The 17,591-nt window shown below is 36.4% G+C and carries 12 protein-coding genes, 2 tRNA genes, 1 rRNA gene and 1 pseudogene; 13 read left to right on the top strand and 3 right to left on the bottom strand.

Going from position 1 to position 17,591, the window contains the following annotated elements:
* Nucleotides 1-606 (bottom strand): Maf family protein, encoded by a 606-nt coding sequence (locus RMAG_RS05100; RefSeq protein ID WP_011738350.1) that lies wholly within the window; start codon nucleotides 604-606, stop codon nucleotides 1-3.
* A gap of 53 nt (nucleotides 607-659) precedes the next feature.
* On the opposite strand from RMAG_RS05100, the gene RMAG_RS05095 reads away from it, so the two are divergent.
* Complete coding sequence (locus tag RMAG_RS05095; protein ID WP_011738349.1) at nucleotides 660-1,151, top strand: dihydrofolate reductase; 492 nt, start codon at nucleotides 660-662, stop codon at nucleotides 1,149-1,151.
* A 417-nt stretch (nucleotides 1,152-1,568) separates the two neighbouring features.
* Here RMAG_RS05095 and gltB read toward each other — a convergent pair whose 3' ends face one another.
* Entirely contained in the window at nucleotides 1,569-6,068 is a 4,500-nt protein-coding gene (gltB, locus tag RMAG_RS05090) for a glutamate synthase large subunit (RefSeq protein WP_011738348.1), read from the bottom strand.
* Nucleotides 6,069-6,452: 384 nt separating this feature from the next.
* Between gltB and RMAG_RS06075 the strand changes: the two are divergent.
* The 4 genes and pseudogenes from RMAG_RS06075 to RMAG_RS05075 all read left to right on the top strand — a co-directional run.
* Nucleotides 6,453-6,824: pseudogene (locus RMAG_RS06075) on the top strand (YaaA family protein); the annotation flags it as partial.
* 606 nt (nucleotides 6,825-7,430) lie between these two features.
* A complete protein-coding gene (locus RMAG_RS06165) occupies nucleotides 7,431-7,559 on the top strand; it encodes a hypothetical protein (RefSeq protein ID WP_268745596.1) in 129 nt (42 codons plus the stop codon).
* 399 nt (nucleotides 7,560-7,958) lie between these two features.
* Complete coding sequence (locus tag RMAG_RS05080; protein WP_041194931.1) at nucleotides 7,959-8,174, top strand: hypothetical protein; 216 nt, start codon at nucleotides 7,959-7,961, stop codon at nucleotides 8,172-8,174.
* A 16-nt stretch (nucleotides 8,175-8,190) separates the two neighbouring features.
* A complete protein-coding gene (locus RMAG_RS05075) occupies nucleotides 8,191-8,403 on the top strand; it encodes a hypothetical protein (protein WP_041194930.1) in 213 nt (70 codons plus the stop codon).
* A 217-nt stretch (nucleotides 8,404-8,620) separates the two neighbouring features.
* Here RMAG_RS05075 and RMAG_RS05070 read toward each other — a convergent pair whose 3' ends face one another.
* Entirely contained in the window at nucleotides 8,621-9,544 is a 924-nt protein-coding gene (locus RMAG_RS05070; protein ID WP_011738347.1) for a Nudix family hydrolase, read from the bottom strand.
* Between the two features lie 111 nt (nucleotides 9,545-9,655).
* On the opposite strand from RMAG_RS05070, the gene gshA reads away from it, so the two are divergent.
* The 8 genes from gshA to RMAG_RS05030 all read left to right on the top strand — a co-directional run bounded on the left by gshA (nucleotide 9,656) and on the right by RMAG_RS05030 (nucleotide 17,510).
* A complete protein-coding gene (gene gshA, locus RMAG_RS05065; RefSeq protein ID WP_011738346.1) occupies nucleotides 9,656-11,146 on the top strand; it encodes a glutamate--cysteine ligase in 1,491 nt (496 codons plus the stop codon).
* Between the two features lie 7 nt (nucleotides 11,147-11,153).
* On the top strand, nucleotides 11,154-12,497 hold the full coding sequence (gene mnmE, locus RMAG_RS05060) for a tRNA uridine-5-carboxymethylaminomethyl(34) synthesis GTPase MnmE (RefSeq protein WP_011738345.1): 1,344 nt from the start codon (nucleotides 11,154-11,156) through the stop codon (nucleotides 12,495-12,497).
* A 33-nt stretch (nucleotides 12,498-12,530) separates the two neighbouring features.
* The gene (locus tag RMAG_RS05055; protein ID WP_011738344.1) at nucleotides 12,531-14,015 is read left to right on the top strand and encodes a GAF domain-containing sensor histidine kinase; all 1,485 of its coding nucleotides are present in this window, start codon (nucleotides 12,531-12,533) and stop codon (nucleotides 14,013-14,015) included.
* Nucleotides 14,012-14,641: a response regulator gene (locus RMAG_RS05050; protein ID WP_011738343.1), complete on the top strand. Its 630-nt coding sequence runs from the start codon at nucleotides 14,012-14,014 to the stop codon at nucleotides 14,639-14,641. The genes RMAG_RS05055 and RMAG_RS05050 overlap by 4 nt, the downstream gene beginning before the upstream one ends.
* Nucleotides 14,632-15,132, top strand: coding sequence for a rhodanese-like domain-containing protein (locus RMAG_RS05045; protein ID WP_235093686.1), 501 nt, complete (start codon nucleotides 14,632-14,634; stop codon nucleotides 15,130-15,132). Before RMAG_RS05050 ends, RMAG_RS05045 begins: the two co-directional genes overlap by 10 nt.
* Nucleotides 15,133-15,470: 338 nt before the next feature.
* Nucleotides 15,471-17,016: ribosomal RNA gene (locus RMAG_RS05040) — 16S ribosomal RNA — on the top strand.
* Nucleotides 17,017-17,233: 217 nt separating this feature from the next.
* Nucleotides 17,234-17,310, top strand: a tRNA-Ile gene (locus RMAG_RS05035).
* 124 nt (nucleotides 17,311-17,434) lie between these two features.
* Nucleotides 17,435-17,510, top strand: a tRNA-Ala gene (locus tag RMAG_RS05030).
* The last annotated feature ends 81 nt before the right edge of the window (nucleotides 17,511-17,591 follow it).

Genomic DNA, 17,591 nt, shown 5'->3' with positions numbered 1-17,591 from the left:
TTAATTATTGTTAGTTAGAATATCGATACCTTCATTTTCTAGCATTGTAATGAGTTGAATAAGTGGCAAGCCAATCAAGCTATTTGAATCATTACCAGTCATTTGTTTAAATAAACTAATGCCTAGATTTTCTGATTTAAAACTACCTGCACAGTTATAAGGAGTATCTTTTTTAAGATAATATTCAATTTGTTCAATACTCAAATCTTTAAAAATCACTTTGAAAGTTTCAACTTTAGTTTGTATATTATTGGTATTTGTATTTAAAAGTGTCAAACTTGTAAGAAAAGTTACTATATTTCCAGAACTTTGCTGTAGTTGTTTAATGGCATTTTCATGGTTTTTTGGCTTAGTCAGTATTTTATCATCAGCATTAAGGCCATCATTAAGTGTTGCTACTTGATCAGAAGCAACAATCAAGCCAATGTGTATTTTTGCAACTTCTTTGGCTTTTTCCTGAGCTAAACGATAAACCAATTGTTTGGGTGTTTCACCTTTTTCCCTTGATTCATTAATTTTTGGCGAATATGTATTAAAGACCAGACCTAGCTTGGAAAGTAACATTTTTCTAAAAGGTGAGCTTGAGGCAAGAATTAGTGGCACCATGGTGAGTGATTTTTGTAAAATATCCGTATTTTACTTTATTTAAAACTTTCCCTATGAAATTATCTATTATTGTTGCAATGGATGACAATCAGCTGATTGGTAAAAATAATGCTTTGCCTTGGTATTTGCCAGCTGACTTGGCTTATTTTAAAAAAACAACAATAGGTAAAGCTGTCTTAATGGGACGTAAAACCTATGACTCCATTGGCAGACCACTATCTAATCGTCGCAATATTATTGTAAGTCGCAATACAAAACTTAAAGTTGATGGTTGTGAGGTTGTTGGTAGCATTAACGTAGCATTAAATCTGGTTAATGGCGCTAATGAACTAATGATTATGGGTGGTGTATCTTTTTACGAACAAATGATAGATAAGGTTGATAGAATCTATATCACAGAAGTTAATGGTAAATTTGATGGTGATACGTACTTTCCAGAATTTGACCGCACTAAATTTAGCGAACTTAGTCGTGAATCTCATCAACCTGATGAGAAAAATCTACACGCTCATAATTTTGTGATCTTACAAAAAAGTATACACTAGAAGTTAACATAACCTATTGTTGAAGTAACAATTTAATTGTTTGAATAATAAATTTCACTAGAATACCACTTGGCTCATAACACATTATATGTTTGGCGGTCTCTTGTCCTTATTGAGCTGATGAGAATTCAAAATCAACGTTGTTATTTAATAATTATTGGTAGAATGTATTTAGACTCTATTCATTTTTAATTTTAAGTGCTGTATAGGCTGGCTGATTGAAATTGATGTGTCTTCTTTGATTTGACTAGTCAAAAAATATGCATCACTAATAAAAATAGCCGTGTATGCTTTATTTCTACGTACCTTTTTTCAGCTCGGAGCTAAAAAAATCTGAACTTTCTTCAAGTTTTGAGGCTATTAACCCAGTATGGTGGATGTTTTTGTTGTTACCATGTTTATTTTATTTAAGATTTGTTAGTTAGAGTTTTGAGTCAAAACACGCTTGAAATCTTTTGGCATGATTTTGATAAAATGCATGATTTCATCGTTCCAGTTGTCAAGAATACGTTTAGCTACTTTTGAATCAGTATATTTAGCATGATTGTTAATGTATTGTTTCAATCTTATTTGTGCCTCATCATCCATCGGATCAAGATCAATCATGGTTGGGTTGACCATAAATTCAAATGTATGATTTAGATTGTAGATATAAGCAATACCGCCACTCATACCAGCGCCAAAGTTACGACCCACTTCGCCTAAAATAATAACGTGACCGCCTGTCATATATTCACAACCATGATCACCAACCCCTTCTACTACAGCAATAGCACCTGAATTACGTACACAGAATCGCTCAGATACGCAACCTGATAAATACATTTCACCACTTGTTGCGCCGTAACCACAAACGTTGCCAGCAATAATTTCATTTTCAGCATTAAAGGTTGAATCTTTAGGTGGATAAACAATAATGTGACCACCTGAAAGTCCTTTTCCAACATAATCATTGGCGTCGCCTTCAACTTCTATGGTGATGCCTTTTGCTAAGAAAGCGCCAAGAGATTGACCCGCAGAGCCTTTAAAATTAATATGAATGGTGTTATCTTTTAAATTATTGCCACCTCGTGTTTTTACAATGTGTGATGAGAGCATTGTGCCTACAGCACGATTAACATTGGTAATAATAGAGTTAATACAAACTTTTTCAGCATTGTTAATGGCTGATTTTGATTGTTTAATTAATATATTGTCAATTTGTTGTTCCAATTGATGGTCTTGAGCAATGGTTTGATAAGTGCCTGTGTCTTTATTGGACTTTTTAGCAGGTGTTAATAAGGCGTCTAGATTAATTGTTTCTTGCTTCCAGTGGTTAAGCGTTTGATTCGTTTCTAGCATATCAACACGGCCAATCATTTCATTAACGGTTTTAAAACCAAGTTTTGCCATGATTAAACGCAACTCTTGTGCCACCATAAATAAGTAGTTCACCACATATTCAGGCTTGCCTGTAAATTTTTTACGTAATTCTTTGTCTTGTGTAGCGATGCCGACCGGGCAAGTATTTAGGTGGCATTTACGCATCATAATGCAGCCTAGGGTGATCAATGGTGCGGTTGAAAATCCGAACTCTTCAGCACCCAAAAGAATACCAATGGCAACATCTCTACCTGTTTTTAACTGTCCGTCTGTCTGAATAACCACGCGTGAGCGTAAGCCGTTCATCACTAGTGTTTGATGAGTTTCAGCCAAGCCTAATTCCCATGGTAAACCCGCATGCTTGATTGAAGTAAGTGGTGAAGCACCGGTACCACCATCATGACCAGCGATAACAATATGATCAGATTTTGCTTTAACAACGCCTGCAGCAATCGTGCCCACACCTACTTCTGCAACCAGCTTCACACTAATGCGTGCATCTGGATTAGAGCGTTTCAAATCAAAAATAAGTTGCGACAAATCTTCAATTGAATAGATATCATGATGAGGCGGTGGGGAAATAAGTCCTACGCCAGGTGTGGAGTGACGTATTGAGGCGATACTTTTATCTACTTTTGCACCAGGTAACTCACCACCTTCACCAGGTTTTGCACCTTGTGAGACCTTAATTTGAATTTCATCTGCGTTATTTAAGTAGTCAATAGTAACACCAAAACGCCCTGAAGCTATTTGTTTAATAGCACTACGGCGTGAGTCGCCATTAGTATCTGGTGTCCAGCGTTTGGTATCTTCACCACCCTCACCAGTGTTTGATTTGCCGTCTAATCGGTTCATAGCAATGGCTAATGATTCATGCGATTCTGCTGAAATAGAGCCAAAACTCATCGCGCCTGTGGCAAAACGTTTGACAATTTCTTTAACACCTTCAACTTCATCAATAGAAATTGGGTTGGATTTTTTAAACGACATCAAACCACGCAATGTTGAGTTGTGTGTACCTTGTTCGTTGGCGTGTTTGGAAAATGCCCAATAAGCTGATTCATCATTGTTGCGCGCTGCTAATTGTAAATTGGAGATTGCTTGTGGGTTCCACATGTGTTTTTCACCACCACTACGCCAATGGTATTGACCTAAATTATCCAAAGAGTATGTTTGGTAAGCGTATTGATGACGTTTTTCACTCTCTGTTTGCAAGATGTCAAAATTAACGCCATCAATACGAGATGCTGTGCCAAAAAAACACTTATCCATCACTTCTGGAGCTAGACCTACTGCTTCAAAAATTTGTGCACCTTTGTAAGACTCTAAAGTAGAAATGCCCATTTTTGCCATGACTTTTAGCATGCCTTTGGCAATGCCTTTTCGATAGGCAGATATAATAGCATCATCACTTTCAATGTCAATGATTTCATCACAACGCGCTTGCCATAATGCTTCAAATGCAAGGTATGGGTTAATCGCATCCGCACCAAAACCTATCATCAGACAGAAATGATGAACTTCACGAGCTTCGCCCGTTTCAACAATAATACCTACTTGAGTACGTTTAGCACTGGCAACTAAGTATCTGTGTAGGGCAGAAGAGGCTAATAGACTAGATATTGCAACACGATTTTTACTAATATTACGATCAGACAATACAATTAAACTGTGTCCATCTTTAATAGCTTGAGAACCTTGAGCGTAGATATTATCTAATAATTCAGATACTTTTTTATCTTCATTAATATCGTAAGTTATGTCAATAGTTTTGCTTGTCCAACCACGATGATTGCAGTGTCTTAATGCGGCGGTCTCCTCATTAGTTAAAATTGGATGGTCAATAACTAAGCGGTGTGCATTTTCAGCATTGTCGTTTAATAAGTTGCCTTCTGGTCCAATAGAACAACGTAATGACATTACCACTTCTTCACGAATAGAATCAATTGCTGGATTGGTTACTTGTGCAAATAACTGCTTAAAATAATCATAAATAATGCGTGATTGGTTAGACAAACACGCCAGCGCTGAGTCATTACCCATAGAGCCTACAGGGTCACGTAGTTCGTTAACTAGCGGTAACAGCATAAATTGTAAGGTTTCAGTGCTATAGCCAAATGCTTTTAGACGATGAATTAATGATTCTGGATGAAAGCCATGAGTCTCAATTTCACAGTGTAATTCTGATAAGAATATTTGTTGATCATTTAACCATTCTTGGTAAGGATTTTTTGAGGAAAATTCAGATTTTATCGCTTCATCATCAATCAACTTTCCTTTGTCAAAATCAACCAAAAACATCTTGCCTGGACGTAATCTACCCTTGGTTTTGATATTATCAGTTGCCACATCAACCACACCCACCTCACTTGCCATGATAACACGCCCATCATGAGTTAAATAGTAGCGTGAAGGGCGAAGGCCGTTACGGTCAAGTACTGCACCAATATAAGCGCCATCTGTAAAGGCGATGGAGGCAGGTCCATCCCAAGGCTCCATAACGTTAGAGAAATATTCATAAAACGCTCTCTTTGAAGCACTCATATTGTTGTCATTTTGCCAAGCTTCTGGTACCATCATTAGTACTGATTCTTGTAAAGTACGGCCATTCATCATCAAAAATTCTAACACATTATCAAAACTGCCAGAATCAGATACTTCAGTTTCAATAACAGGCAAAGTTTTACTCAGGTCATCTTTAAAGAGGTCACTTTTCAGTACGCCTTCTCTAGCATGCATCCAGTTATAATTACCTTGGCGAGTGTTAATTTCACCATTGTGTGACATATAGCGACAAGGTTGTGCTCTATCCCATGAAGGGAATGTGTTGGTCGAAAAACGTGAGTGCACCATTGCTAAATAGGTTGAATATTCAATAGCAGATAAGTCTTGATAAAAATCAAGTATTTGAGAGCCCATCAACATACCTTTGTAAACAATAAGACTACTTGACAGACTGCAAATGTAGAACAATAATGCTTGGGACAAAGTTTCATCTGTTCTAATGATATTTGAGGTGTGTTTTCTGATAATAAATAGTGCGCGTTCAAAAGCTGGCGTGTCAATTTTCTCGGCGCGCGCAATAATTAACTGCTTGATTATGGGTTGGGATTTTCTAGCAATATTGCCAATATCGGCTTTATCAGTATTAATAGGAACATCACGCCAGCCAATAAAAGTTTGACCCTCGCGTGCAACAGATTTTTCTAACAAATCCATACAATGTGCTCTTTGCTTGTCGTCTTGTGGTAAAAAAATATTACCAGCACTGTAAGCACTTTTTTCAACCGATACACCAAATAAACGCTTAATTTCTTGAATAAAAAACCTGTGCGGAATGTTGGTTAAAATACCAGCACCATCACCTGTATTAGTTTCACAACCACAACCGCCACGATGGTCCATTCTGGATAACATTTCTAAAGCGTCAAGGGTAATTTGATGTGAAGATTCGCCTTTAATATGGGCGATAAAACCTATGCCACAATTCTCTTTTTCATTATTTGGATGATAAAGGCCGTATGCTTTAGGTGGGTGTAATAATTGGGTGCTCATAGGTTAAAATCTACAAAATAAAAATTAAAAAAATCTCCTAATTATAACGTATAAAATATTCTATTAATAGCTCTAATGTACCATTTTAATGATGTATTTATTAAAAATATTAAGGTAAAAATGTCAATCAATTTTTATCTAATGTTAGCCATTATTTACCCTTCAAAAATCCAAGATTTTTCTACTTTTAACATTGATAAATACACGTAAATATGCCAAATTAAACAATCTAAAATATTAATTGATCTTTTCAAAGACAAAACCCAAGATGAGATAGCGGAGCTGATGTCAATTAGTAATAAACTGGCAAGTTTAAACCATGAACGCTTTCAAACATTTTCAATCTCTTTTAATCTGACCAATGTTAAGTAAGCATTACTTGCATTCAAGGGCGATATTTATAATAGCATTGATGCCCTCTCTTTATCAAAGATAGATTTAGAATTTGCGCAAAATACTTTACGCATGTTGTCAGGCTTATATGGCGTAATTCGTCCACTTGAATTAATTCAGCCCTATCGTTTGGAGATTGGGGCTCGGCTTGAAAACAACACTAAGGGTAAAAGTTTATATGAGTTTTGGAGTGGTGAGATTTCAACTATATTAAATGAAAATGAAACCGACATCATCATTAATCTTACCTCTAATGAATATTCTAAAGGTATTGATCAAAGAGCCTTGAATGCCAAAATCATAAGCGTCGTTTTTAAAGAGTTTAAAAATAATGCTTATAAAATTATTTGGTATTTATGTTAAGCGCGCCAGAGGAAAAACAGAACCACCCAATCAGAGGATTTGAAAAGTTTTGACAAAGAAGATTATCAATTTAGAACAGATATGTCTGATGATACAATATGGGTTTTTATCAGAGGTTAATTCCCAATAAATTTTACCTACTTTGCTTCGAAACTGCAAAGTTTTGTGTGTGTAAAACGTGCGAATCTAGTTTTGTTGTTAATGATAATCTTCGTAGTTAAACTTTCCTCTAATTTAAGCCTTTATGACGAGTATTTGATCCAAAACTCTCCTACCTTTTACAAAACTTATGTTTTCTATGGTTATTCTCACGCTTGTGTACAGTTTATTAAACACCAATTGTGTATTGATGATTATTTTACCCATTAATTATATGATTTATACCGTTCAATAATTAAAAAAACAGTAATTATGATGTCATTATTTCCTTGTCTCTAAGTCAAAGATCGAGGCTATAACTTGAACTACTATAGAGCCATTATTAAAAATACTAATACAATTATTGACACGCAAAGTGCTAGGCGTATAAAGGTCACCAAACCACTATCATCACTAAATCTAGAGTAACGAAAAAAAGAAATTAAAGGAGTATTTAGTATACAAGTTATGTTTTGTAAAAAAGTTTTATTGGTTGATGATGTCATGATTATTGGCTCTGACTTTAATGAACTAGTAAAAACTGTCACCAAGGTTGACGTTGAATTTTATGATGTATTTATCTTAACTAGAGCTTAATATTCTAAAGAATATGTTTGTAAAGGACATAACCCTAAGCGGTTGTAGCACTTAAAAAGTTACTAGAGCCCCTTTGTTTAGGGTTCATTTTCTACGCCAGTTGCTATCCATTCAAACGATACATCTAATACCTTAGTAAGTTTGAAAATATTGCACTTCTATTTACCAATGATTGAACGAGATAAGTACATTTCGTCTGCTACCTAATGGTGGTTAGGAATGTTAAACAAATAAAGAAAGAAAATCCTGGTAAAAAATTCATCTTACTGGGCATTATAGGGCTATATTAAAAACGCAAAAGTAGAGTTGATAACGAATTATTTTTTAATAGAATAGAAACACAGAAAAAAACTTGCGAAGGCATGTGCATTATACACTGAGGTAGAGAAAAAGAGTGGAATGACTACAACATTATCAATGTATGAAAATAAATTTAACGATGGTTTAAAAGCAATATTAGTTAAAAGTGTCGAAGAAGACACAGACCAGTATGATTGTAGAACTTCATTTGACATTATTGATGGTAGAATTTATTTAACCAAAAATCAAATCAAGATTATGGATGTGCAAACTATTCTTTTAAAAGTAGTGACTCAACTATTAGTATTAATGTAGCTACTGACCATGGTGTTTGGATAATAGAGCTAAAACTAATGATATTCCAACATTTGGAAGTGCAGTTCATTCTGAAGTGACTGAAGAATTTTCAAATGGTTTTACGGCAGATGTTATAAAGGATTTTGCTACTATTGAAAATACAAAAAAGCTTTGGCAACGTATGATGATAATATTTTTTCTCAAAGATGTGGGTACAGTTAGGAGTCTAGATGCAATATTTAATTGAATTTAGATCTAGTGTTATTAAGTGTTTAAAACGACTTGTAAAACATAATTTATTCAAAATAAAATTGAAAATCTTACAAAAAGTTCCAGTACAATTAAACTAAAGATAATAATCGATTTTATCGAACTATCTATGAAATTAATAATGATAGATTGGTTATTTTGGTGGTGAAAGTCGGACATCAAAAGGTGTTTATAAGCGTCTTTAATTGGTATTTCTAAAAAGCACTAATTCCTGCAATCCCTTGCGCACCAAGTTGTTGGGTTTTTTCTAGGTCTTTAAGTGCCATTCCGCCTAAAAAGTACACAGGAATATTGAGTTTATCTACGATTTCTTTGGCTATATCCCAGCCGAGAGAAATAGTGTCTGGATGAGTTTTGGTGGTTTGTACGGGGGAGATGACAACAAAATCAGCACCCATTGTTTGAGCTTTTAGTGCTTCAGTTAGATTGTGTGTGGATACGCCCAATAGTTTATTATCAGCGCAAGGTCTTTTACTCAATTTAAGCATTTCAGTAGTGGTGAGATGCCAACCATCGCAATAGGGTTCATTGAAGGTTTTATTAATGGTATTAAGCAGTAATTTGATGTTATTTTTCTTACATTTGTTGTTAAGCTCTCTAATAAAGGAGTTATCTAACTCTATCTTGCTTCTCAGTTGAAGCAGTGTTATGTCTGAATTGAGCTTTTGATTAAATTTTCCCATCCATTCATCACTTTGGTGATTGCTTGATGGAGTGATCCAGTATTTATTGGGCAAGGTGATAGAGCTAATAAATGCTTTCATGGTGGGCAATAGTTTATAGTTATTTAATTCATCAACACTAGCCCAAGATATTGCTTGACCTTCAATACCTAAAGGCGTATTTTGGTGCTCATTTATGTTATAAATACTTAATTGAACAGCTCTATCTTCATATTTATGCATCATAGTTTTATGAAGGGTTAATTGATTAACTTGTATGCCTAATTCTTCTTTTAACTCTCTTATGATAGCCTGTTTTAGCGATTCTCCAGTTTCAATTTTGCCGCCAGGAAGCTCCCAAAAGCCACCCATAAATTGTTCTTTTTTACGTTTTGAAATGAGTATTTCTTGGTTTTTGTTGCGTAAAACACCCACAACTGTCTTGATTATTTCCATAAGTTTCTCCTGATGTAAAATAACTCTATTTTAGCATTTGAGTCTCTTTTGCAATTACAGGAAAAAATTCAACAATTAAAGCCATATAATGGGCTATTGAAGGGCAATTTAATGGGTCTAGAAAAAGAAGGGTTACGTGTGTCAAGAAAGGGTGGTATTTCTCAAGCGCCACATCCTCAAACTTTTGGTTGTGCATTAACACACCCTAATATTACTACGGACTTTTCTGAGTCATTAATAGAATTGGTAACGCCACCGTTTAGTAATGCGGTAGAAATGCTGTCTTTTTTAGAAGACACACAGCATTATTTGTATTATCATTTGCCTAAGGATCAAAACTTTTGGCCGACAAGCATGCCTTGTGCCATCCGTGGTGAAACCACCATTCCTATTGCTCAATATGGTACTTCTAACCAAGGCATGATGAAAACAATTTATCGTCAAGGGCTGGCAAATCGTTACGGCAGTGTGATGCAAATTATTGCAGGTATCCATTTTAATTATTCATTTTCTCATGAGTTTTGGCAAAAATATCAAATGTTGTTCGCTCCTACAGAGGCATTAAGGTCATTTATTGATAATAGCTATATGGGCTTAACCCGTAATATAGTGCGTTATGGTTGGATAATTCCTTATTTATTTGGCGCATCGCCTGCTGTGTGTAAATCATTTTTAAAAGGCTATCATGCTCATTCACTGATTGAGTTTAATGAGTCAACTTTGTATGAGCCTTATGCCACTTCTTTACGTATGGGGGATATTGGCTATCAGAATTTGGCTGAGAATGAGGCAGGTGTTAAGGCCAATTACAATAGTTTGAGCCATTATATAAATAGTCTTAAAGTAGGCATGCAAACCTCTTGTTCTGAGTATGAAACGATTGGTTTAAAGCGCCATGGGAAATATCAACAACTTAATGCCAATATTTTGCAGATTGAAAATGAGTATTATGCTTCTGTACGCCCAAAACCACTGGTTGAGTTAGATAAAAAGCCTCTAGATACGTTAAGTGGTAGTGGTATTGGTTATGTTGAGTTAAGATCAATAGATATCAATCAACTCTTGCCACTAGGTATCGATAAGACACAAATTTATTTTCTAGAGGCCTTTATGTTGTTTTGTTTACTTGAGACATCCTGTGTTATTTCTACCTCAGGGCAGTTTGAAATTAACACTAATGACCAATTAGTTGCCCATGAGGGACGTAACCCTAAATTAATGTTAATGCATAGAGGTAAACAGACTTCACTTCAAAAGTGGGGAAACGATATTATGACTAAAATTGAGCAATGTGCAATCTTACTAAGTGAAAGCCATCAAGTGTCTGTTCGGAATATAGCATGTCGTATTAATAATCCAGATTTAACTCCTTCTGCGATAATACTTAGCCATATGAAAGAGTGTAACAAGGGATTTTTTGATTATACTAATTTATTATCTAAGCAGTATAGAAGTGATTTTTTATCTAATACAATCAATCAAAAACACTTTGATTATTTGGATCATGAGGCAAAAATTTCATGCAAAAAGCAGCAACAGATTGAAGCCTCTGATTTAGTGGACTTTGATATATTTTTAACTGAGTATTTTAAAAATATCTAAAAAATTAATGAACAGTAGTGAAACAACAATTTGTGCATTGGCTAGTGGTGTTTGTAAAGGTGGTATTGGTGTGGTACGTGTATCAGGGCCGTTATGCAAAGTGATTGCAAAAAAAATGCTTGGATTTGTTCCCAAGCCGCGTTATGCGCATTATGGTTTATTTTTTGACCAAGAAAACGATGAAATAGATAAAGGTATTGCTCTTTTTTTCCCTAAGCCGCATTCATTTACAGGCGAAGATATATTAGAATTTCAAGGTCATGGAGGTATGAGTGTAATGTGCTGTTTATTAGAATCTGTTATATCGATGGGTGCAAAACCGGCCGATCCAGGTGAATTTTCAAAACGTGCTTTTTTAAACGGAAAAATGAACTTGGTGCAAGCAGAAGCGGTGGCAGATATGATTAATGCCAATTCAAAACGTGCCTCCAAGTCAGCATTTAGGTCTTTGTCAGGCGAGTTTTCTAATCAAGTGAATGCACTTACCAAATCTATTGTCGAACTTCGAGTTTTTGTTGAAGCGACTATTGATTTTTCAGATGAGGAAATTGATTTTTTACAGTTTGAACAAGTTAAACTTAAAGCAAAAGGTATTAAACAAGCGGTTGAAACTATTTTAAAATCTGCCACACAAGGCGTAATTTTACGAGAAGGGCTAAATGTTGTTATTGCTGGCAAGCCCAATGCTGGCAAGTCTTCATTACTGAATGCGCTCACACAAGAATCTAGCGCTATTGTGACTGATATTGCAGGTACAACACGTGATGTATTAAAAGAAACCATTTGTGTAAATGGTATGCCGCTTAATATTATTGATACAGCAGGTCTTCATGATAGTGATGATAAGATAGAAAAAGAAGGTATCAAAAGAGCGCATTTTGAAATTGAGCGTGCTGATGTAGTGTTAATGGTGTTTGATGCGCAAGATGACAAGCCAGATTTTTCAATACTGCCTAAAAATATAGATGATCAACCTTTATTGCTAATCAAAAATAAAGTGGATTTAATAAGTGGTGCTGTTAAGAAAGAAATGATTAACAATATCGTTCAATTGTCAATTTCAGCTAAGCATTCAAAAGGTATGGAGCTGTTACGAAAAGAGTTGTCCGATATTGCAGGATTAGAAGATTTTTCAGAAGGAGTTGTGCTGTCCAGAAAGCGTCATATCATTGCTCTAGAAGAATCATTAGCATCTATTGACAACGCTATTATGCAATTAGAAAATGGCGTAGTAGAGTTAATGGCTGAAGATTTGCGCTTTGCTGGTCAATTCATGGGTAGTATTACTGGAGAGTTTTCATCAGATGATTTGCTTGGTGAAATATTTTCTTCTTTTTGTATTGGGAAATAAGGGAAAATTGCCTTTTAGTTTGAAACTAAAAATATGAATATTAAAATAAAATTTTATATTTACTTTTTGGTCACGATTTTGTTCTCGCCCTTGTTGATGTATGAAGTGGTGCTTGCTTATACAATGACTAATATCGTGGATATGTTATTGATTGTCCTAATTCTGTTGGTTTATTTAGGTCTTTACTTGTCCATTCGTCAAGATTTTTTATCACCATTTAGTGATTTACAAAGTTGGATAGATGGTTATAAATCTAATCAAAGCGTACGTTTAAGCGATCATCAAAGAACCACATTTCAGCCTGTTGCAAAAGCCATTAATCATTTGATTGATGAAAATCAACATCTATATGATGACATGGAAAGCATTTTAAACAAGCAAATTCAACGTTTAAGTAAAAAATCTGCTTCTTTAGAGACACTGTATAGCGTGTCATCAAAACTTAATAAAATGCATTCGATTGACGAATTATTTACACACTTTTTACATATTTTTATTAATATGATTGGCGCTTCATCAGGTGCTGCACGCAGTTTATCTGACGATGGTCAGCTCCATCTGGTTGCGACACAAGGTGTTATTGATAGACAAGGTCAGGTGACAGATGTATTAAGTGCAGATTGTTTTTGTGGCGAAATCGCTATGGCAAGTGATACTTATGTGCAATTTAGTGTACATACTTGTGCACAATGCGTTGGTAAAAAATCTCAAACCAAAGCAAGTGTTGGTACGATATTTATTCCACTTAAGTATCATGGAAAAACACTGGGCACTTTTAATTTATTTTTTGATACATTGCCCTCACTGACTTTTGATGAACGTGCGCTTCTTAGTTCTATTGCTGAAAATATCGCTATTGCATTAGATAAAGCCCGCCTAGATGCTCAAACCAAACGCATGGAATTGTCACAAGAACGTTTATTTTTATCACAAGAGATACATGATTCATTAGCTCAAACTATTTACAGTTTAAAATTGCAAGTAACGGTACTTGGGAATATGCTTAAAACAGGCAAAAAATCTGATGCGAGTGACAAAGTATTGAGTTTACAGTCTAATATTACTCAAGCAAATCAAGAGTTGCGTGAACTGATGTGTAATTTTCGTATGCCATTAGACCCTAAAGGGATTGAGGTTTCTTTGACAAACTTACTCAATCGATTTATGTCAGAAGAAGGCATTACTACTTATTTACAAGTTGAGGGTAAGCTGCAAGTATCCCCAGAAGTAGAAATGCAAATTATGCGTATTATTCAAGAAGCATTATCTAATATACGTAAACACGCCAAAGCTCGCAATGTGCGTGTTTTGCTTTTGGTAGAACCTAATTGTCAATTGCTTATTGAGGATGATGGCATTGGATTTGAAAAAGACCAAAATGAAAGCGAAATAATGGGGAATAATATTGGCATGAATATTATGAAAGAACGAGCAATAAGAATTGGTGCTAGTATTGAAATTGAATCAGAAGTCGATGAAGGTACATGCGTTATCGTCAACCTTCCGAAATTATCATGAAAATCTATATTATTGACGACCACACTTTATTTCGTAACGGGCTCATTGCCTTATTAGAGTCTAAACAAATTAGTGCCAGTGCCGCTGCTTCTCCAGAACAAGGTTTGGCAGAAATCCCTTCTTTATCAGTGGATATTATTCTACTAGATTTACGTATGCCACAAATGTCTGGACTCGAAGTATTAAAAACGCTTAAAGAAAAAAATATCACTACACCAATTGTAATGTTAACCACCAGCACTCAAGAGTATGATTTACGTAATTGTCTTAAACATGGTGCCCAAGGTTATTTATTAAAGGATATGGATCCAGATGAGTTGGTCGATGCTTTAAATGAAGTTGTTAAAGGCTCAATTGTTGTTGCACAAGACATGACATATATACTAGCAAAAGCTCTGCGAGACGAATTAACCGATAATGAACCTTCGTTTGATTCCTTAACTAGTCGAGAAAAAGAAGTTGCCTGTCAAGTATCTAGTGGTTATAGCAATAAAGTTATTGCTAGAGAGTTAGGCATCTCCGATGGCACAGTCAAACTTCACGTTAAGTCAATTCTTAAAAAATTATCACTTAGTTCACGCGTTGAAGTGGCAGTCATGGTGACACAAAAAGACTATTGCAAATAGAGTCAATGGATGGATATCAAAAACTAGTGGCACAAGCACTAGCAACAGTGGATGAAGTGTTTCCATGGAATTTGGAAGAAGAAATTAAGCACAATACCGATTTAATATTACTAGATATTCGCGAGCAAAATGAATTTGATACGATGCACATTAAATGTTCAATTCATGTACCTAGGGGCGTACTTGAGAGCGCTTGTGTTTGGAATTATGATGACACTGTGCCCGAGTTGGCACAAGCAAGAGACCAAAATATTGTTGTAATTTGCCGCTCAGGTAATCGTAGCACACTTACAGTCTTTACTATGCAACAAATGGGTTTTACTAAGGTACGTTCATTAAAAATGGGCATTAAGGGTTGGAACGATAATGATTTTGAAATGGTGAATGTCAATCATACAATTGTTGATATTGACGAAGCCGATAAATGGCTTAATAGAGTAGTTTCAGAAGATAAATTAACTCCTTGTAAAAACAATGTTAATAACACTTGAGCCAGTGTTTTTCTTAGTATAATTCTGCACTTTCACTGTTCATAAACAATCTTTGTTTTTAATGCAAGGAAGTCGAAAAATAAAAGTTTAAAATAACGCTTGACAGATTATCAGTTAGCTGTATACTTTCGAACTTTAATTGCATCAAAAATTGCTTTGACTGTTTATGTTGTAGTTGTTCTTTAAAAAAAAACTATCAAACAACTTGTGTGGGCACTCGTACAATAAAATTGTGCAAGTGCACATTTAAAAACTAAAGCAAATAAGCTTTTAAAAAAATTGAACGTAAAGCAAATTCATTCATTTAAATATTGCTAATGTTCTAAATAGTTAGAATTGAACTGAAGAGTTTGATCCTGGCTCAGATTGAACGCTGGCGGTATGCTTAACACATGCAAGTCGAACGGAAACGATACTAGTTTACTAGTAGGCGTCGAGTGGCGGACGGGTGAGCAACGCGTAGGAATCTGCCTGATAAGTGGGGGATAGCCCGAAGAAATTCGGATTAATACCGCATAATCTCTACGGAGCAAAGGAGGCCTCTATTTATATGCTTTCGCTATCAGATGAGCCTGCGTAAGATTAGCTAGTTGGTGAGGTAAAAGCTTACCAAGGCAACGATCTTTAGCTGGTCTGAGAGGATGATCAGCCACACTGGAACTGAGACACGGTCCAGACTCCTACGGGAGGCAGCAGTGGGGAATATTGGACAATGGGCGCAAGCCTGATCCAGCAATACCGCGTGTGTGAAGAAGGCCTGAGGGTTGTAAAGCACTTTCAATTAGGAAGAAAAACTAATGGTTAATACCCATTAGTCTTGACGTTACTTTTAGAAGAAGCACCGGCTAACTCCGTGCCAGCAGCCGCGGTAATACGGAGGGTGCAAGCGTTAATCGGAATTACTGGGCGTAAAGCGTGCGTAGGTGGTTTGTTAAGTTAGATGTGAAAGCCCCGGGCTCAACCTGGGAACTGCATTTGAAACTGGCAAACTAGAGTATAGGAGGGGAAAGTGGAATTTCTGGTGTAGCGGTGAAATGCGTAGATATCAGAAGGAACATCAATGGCGAAGGCAGCTTTCTGGACAAATACTGACACTGAGGTACGAAAGCGTGGGTAGCAAACAGGATTAGATACCCTGGTAGTCCACGCCGTAAACGATGATAACTAGCCGTTGGGGGGAAGTGCCCTTTAGTGGCGAAGCTAACGCGTTAAGTTATCCGCCTGGGGAGTACGACCGCAAGGTTAAAACTCAAAGGAATTGACGGGGACCCGCACAAGCGGTGGAGCATGTGGTTTAATTCGATGCAACGCGAAGAACCTTACCTGGTCTTGACATATCGCAAACTTTTCAGAGATGGAGAGGTGCCTTCGGGAATGCGAATACAGGTGCTGCATGGCTGTCGTCAGCTCGTGTCGTGAGATGTTGGGTTAAGTCCCGTAACGAGCGCAACCCTTATCCTTATTTGCCAGTACGTCATGGTGGGAACTATAAGGAGACTGCCGGTGATAAACCGGAGGAAGGCGGGGACGACGTCAAGTCATCATGGCCCTTACGACCAGGGCTACACACGTGCTACAATGGGAAGGACAAAGGGTCGCTAAGCCGTGAGGTAGTGCTAATCTCACAAATCTTTTCGTAGTCCGGATCGGAGTCTGCAACTCGACTCCGTGAAGTCGGAATCGCTAGTAATCGTAGATCAGAACGCTACGGTGAATACGTTCCCGGGTCTTGTACACACCGCCCGTCATACCATGGGAGTGGGTTGCACCAGAAGTAGCTAGTCTAACTGTTTACAGAGGACGGTTACCACGGTGTGATTCATGACTGGGGTAAAGTCGTAACAAGGTAGCCCTACCGGAAGGTGGGGCTGGATTACCTCCTTAATAAAGAGTATGAGTGTCCACAACAAGTTGTTTGATGATTATAAAGATAAGAAGAATTACATTACACTTTTCATGATAACTTTTATAGTAATTACGTAGGATATTTTTTTATTATTCAAGGCATTTTTTTTAGTGAAGGTAGGAGTGTGGTAATAGCTATATAGCAAACTGAGTGAAGAAAATAACGTAGAAGAATGAAAAATAGACAAGTAATTTTGGGTCTGTAGCTCAGTTGGTTAGAGCGCACCCCTGATAAGGGTGAGGTCGGCGGTTCAAATCCACCCAGACCCACCAAATTTTGCGTTTTAACCATGTCAGACTTTCAATAACTTTAACACAAGCCCAGTTGAGTCTTTCTTGTAAAATACAGGATTACAATTTTTACTGTAGTCACGTAGAATGAAAAATAGACAAGTGAGGGGCCATAGCTCAGCTGGGAGAGCGCTTGCCTTGCACGCAAGAGGTCGGGAGTTCGATCCTCCCTGGCTCCACCAAATATTCTTTTATTTAAAAACTTAAACAAGACAATTTTAAATCGTTGCTTTGTTTAAGTTTTTATACCATGCCTTCGGGTA

Origin of the sequence: Candidatus Ruthia magnifica str. Cm (Calyptogena magnifica), assembly GCF_000015105.1 — a bacterium.
GTDB lineage: Bacteria > Pseudomonadota > Gammaproteobacteria > PS1 > Pseudothioglobaceae > Ruthia > Ruthia magnifica.
The sequence above is the reverse complement of the archived record's forward strand: the minus strand, read 5'-3'. Positions and strand labels throughout refer to the sequence as shown.

Bases quoted from the DNA above. Each gene is read 5' to 3' on its own strand.
- RMAG_RS05080 (WP_041194931.1), top strand. From the start codon at position 7,959: ATGACTACAACATTATCAATGTATGAAAATAAATTTAACGATGGTTTA.
- mnmE (WP_011738345.1), top strand. From the start codon at position 11,154: ATGAACAGTAGTGAAACAACAATTTGTGCATTGGCTAGTGGTGTTTGT.
- gltB (WP_011738348.1), bottom strand. From the start codon at position 6,068: ATGAGCACCCAATTATTACACCCACCTAAAGCATACGGCCTTTATCAT.
- RMAG_RS05070 (WP_011738347.1), bottom strand. From the start codon at position 9,544: ATGGAAATAATCAAGACAGTTGTGGGTGTTTTACGCAACAAAAACCAA.
- gshA (WP_011738346.1), top strand. From the start codon at position 9,656: ATGGGTCTAGAAAAAGAAGGGTTACGTGTGTCAAGAAAGGGTGGTATT.
- RMAG_RS06165 (WP_268745596.1), top strand. From the start codon at position 7,431: ATGTTTTGTAAAAAAGTTTTATTGGTTGATGATGTCATGATTATTGGC.
- RMAG_RS05055 (WP_011738344.1), top strand. From the start codon at position 12,531: ATGAATATTAAAATAAAATTTTATATTTACTTTTTGGTCACGATTTTG.
- RMAG_RS05095 (WP_011738349.1), top strand. From the start codon at position 660: ATGAAATTATCTATTATTGTTGCAATGGATGACAATCAGCTGATTGGT.
- RMAG_RS05100 (WP_011738350.1), bottom strand. From the start codon at position 606: ATGGTGCCACTAATTCTTGCCTCAAGCTCACCTTTTAGAAAAATGTTA.
- RMAG_RS05050 (WP_011738343.1), top strand. From the start codon at position 14,012: ATGAAAATCTATATTATTGACGACCACACTTTATTTCGTAACGGGCTC.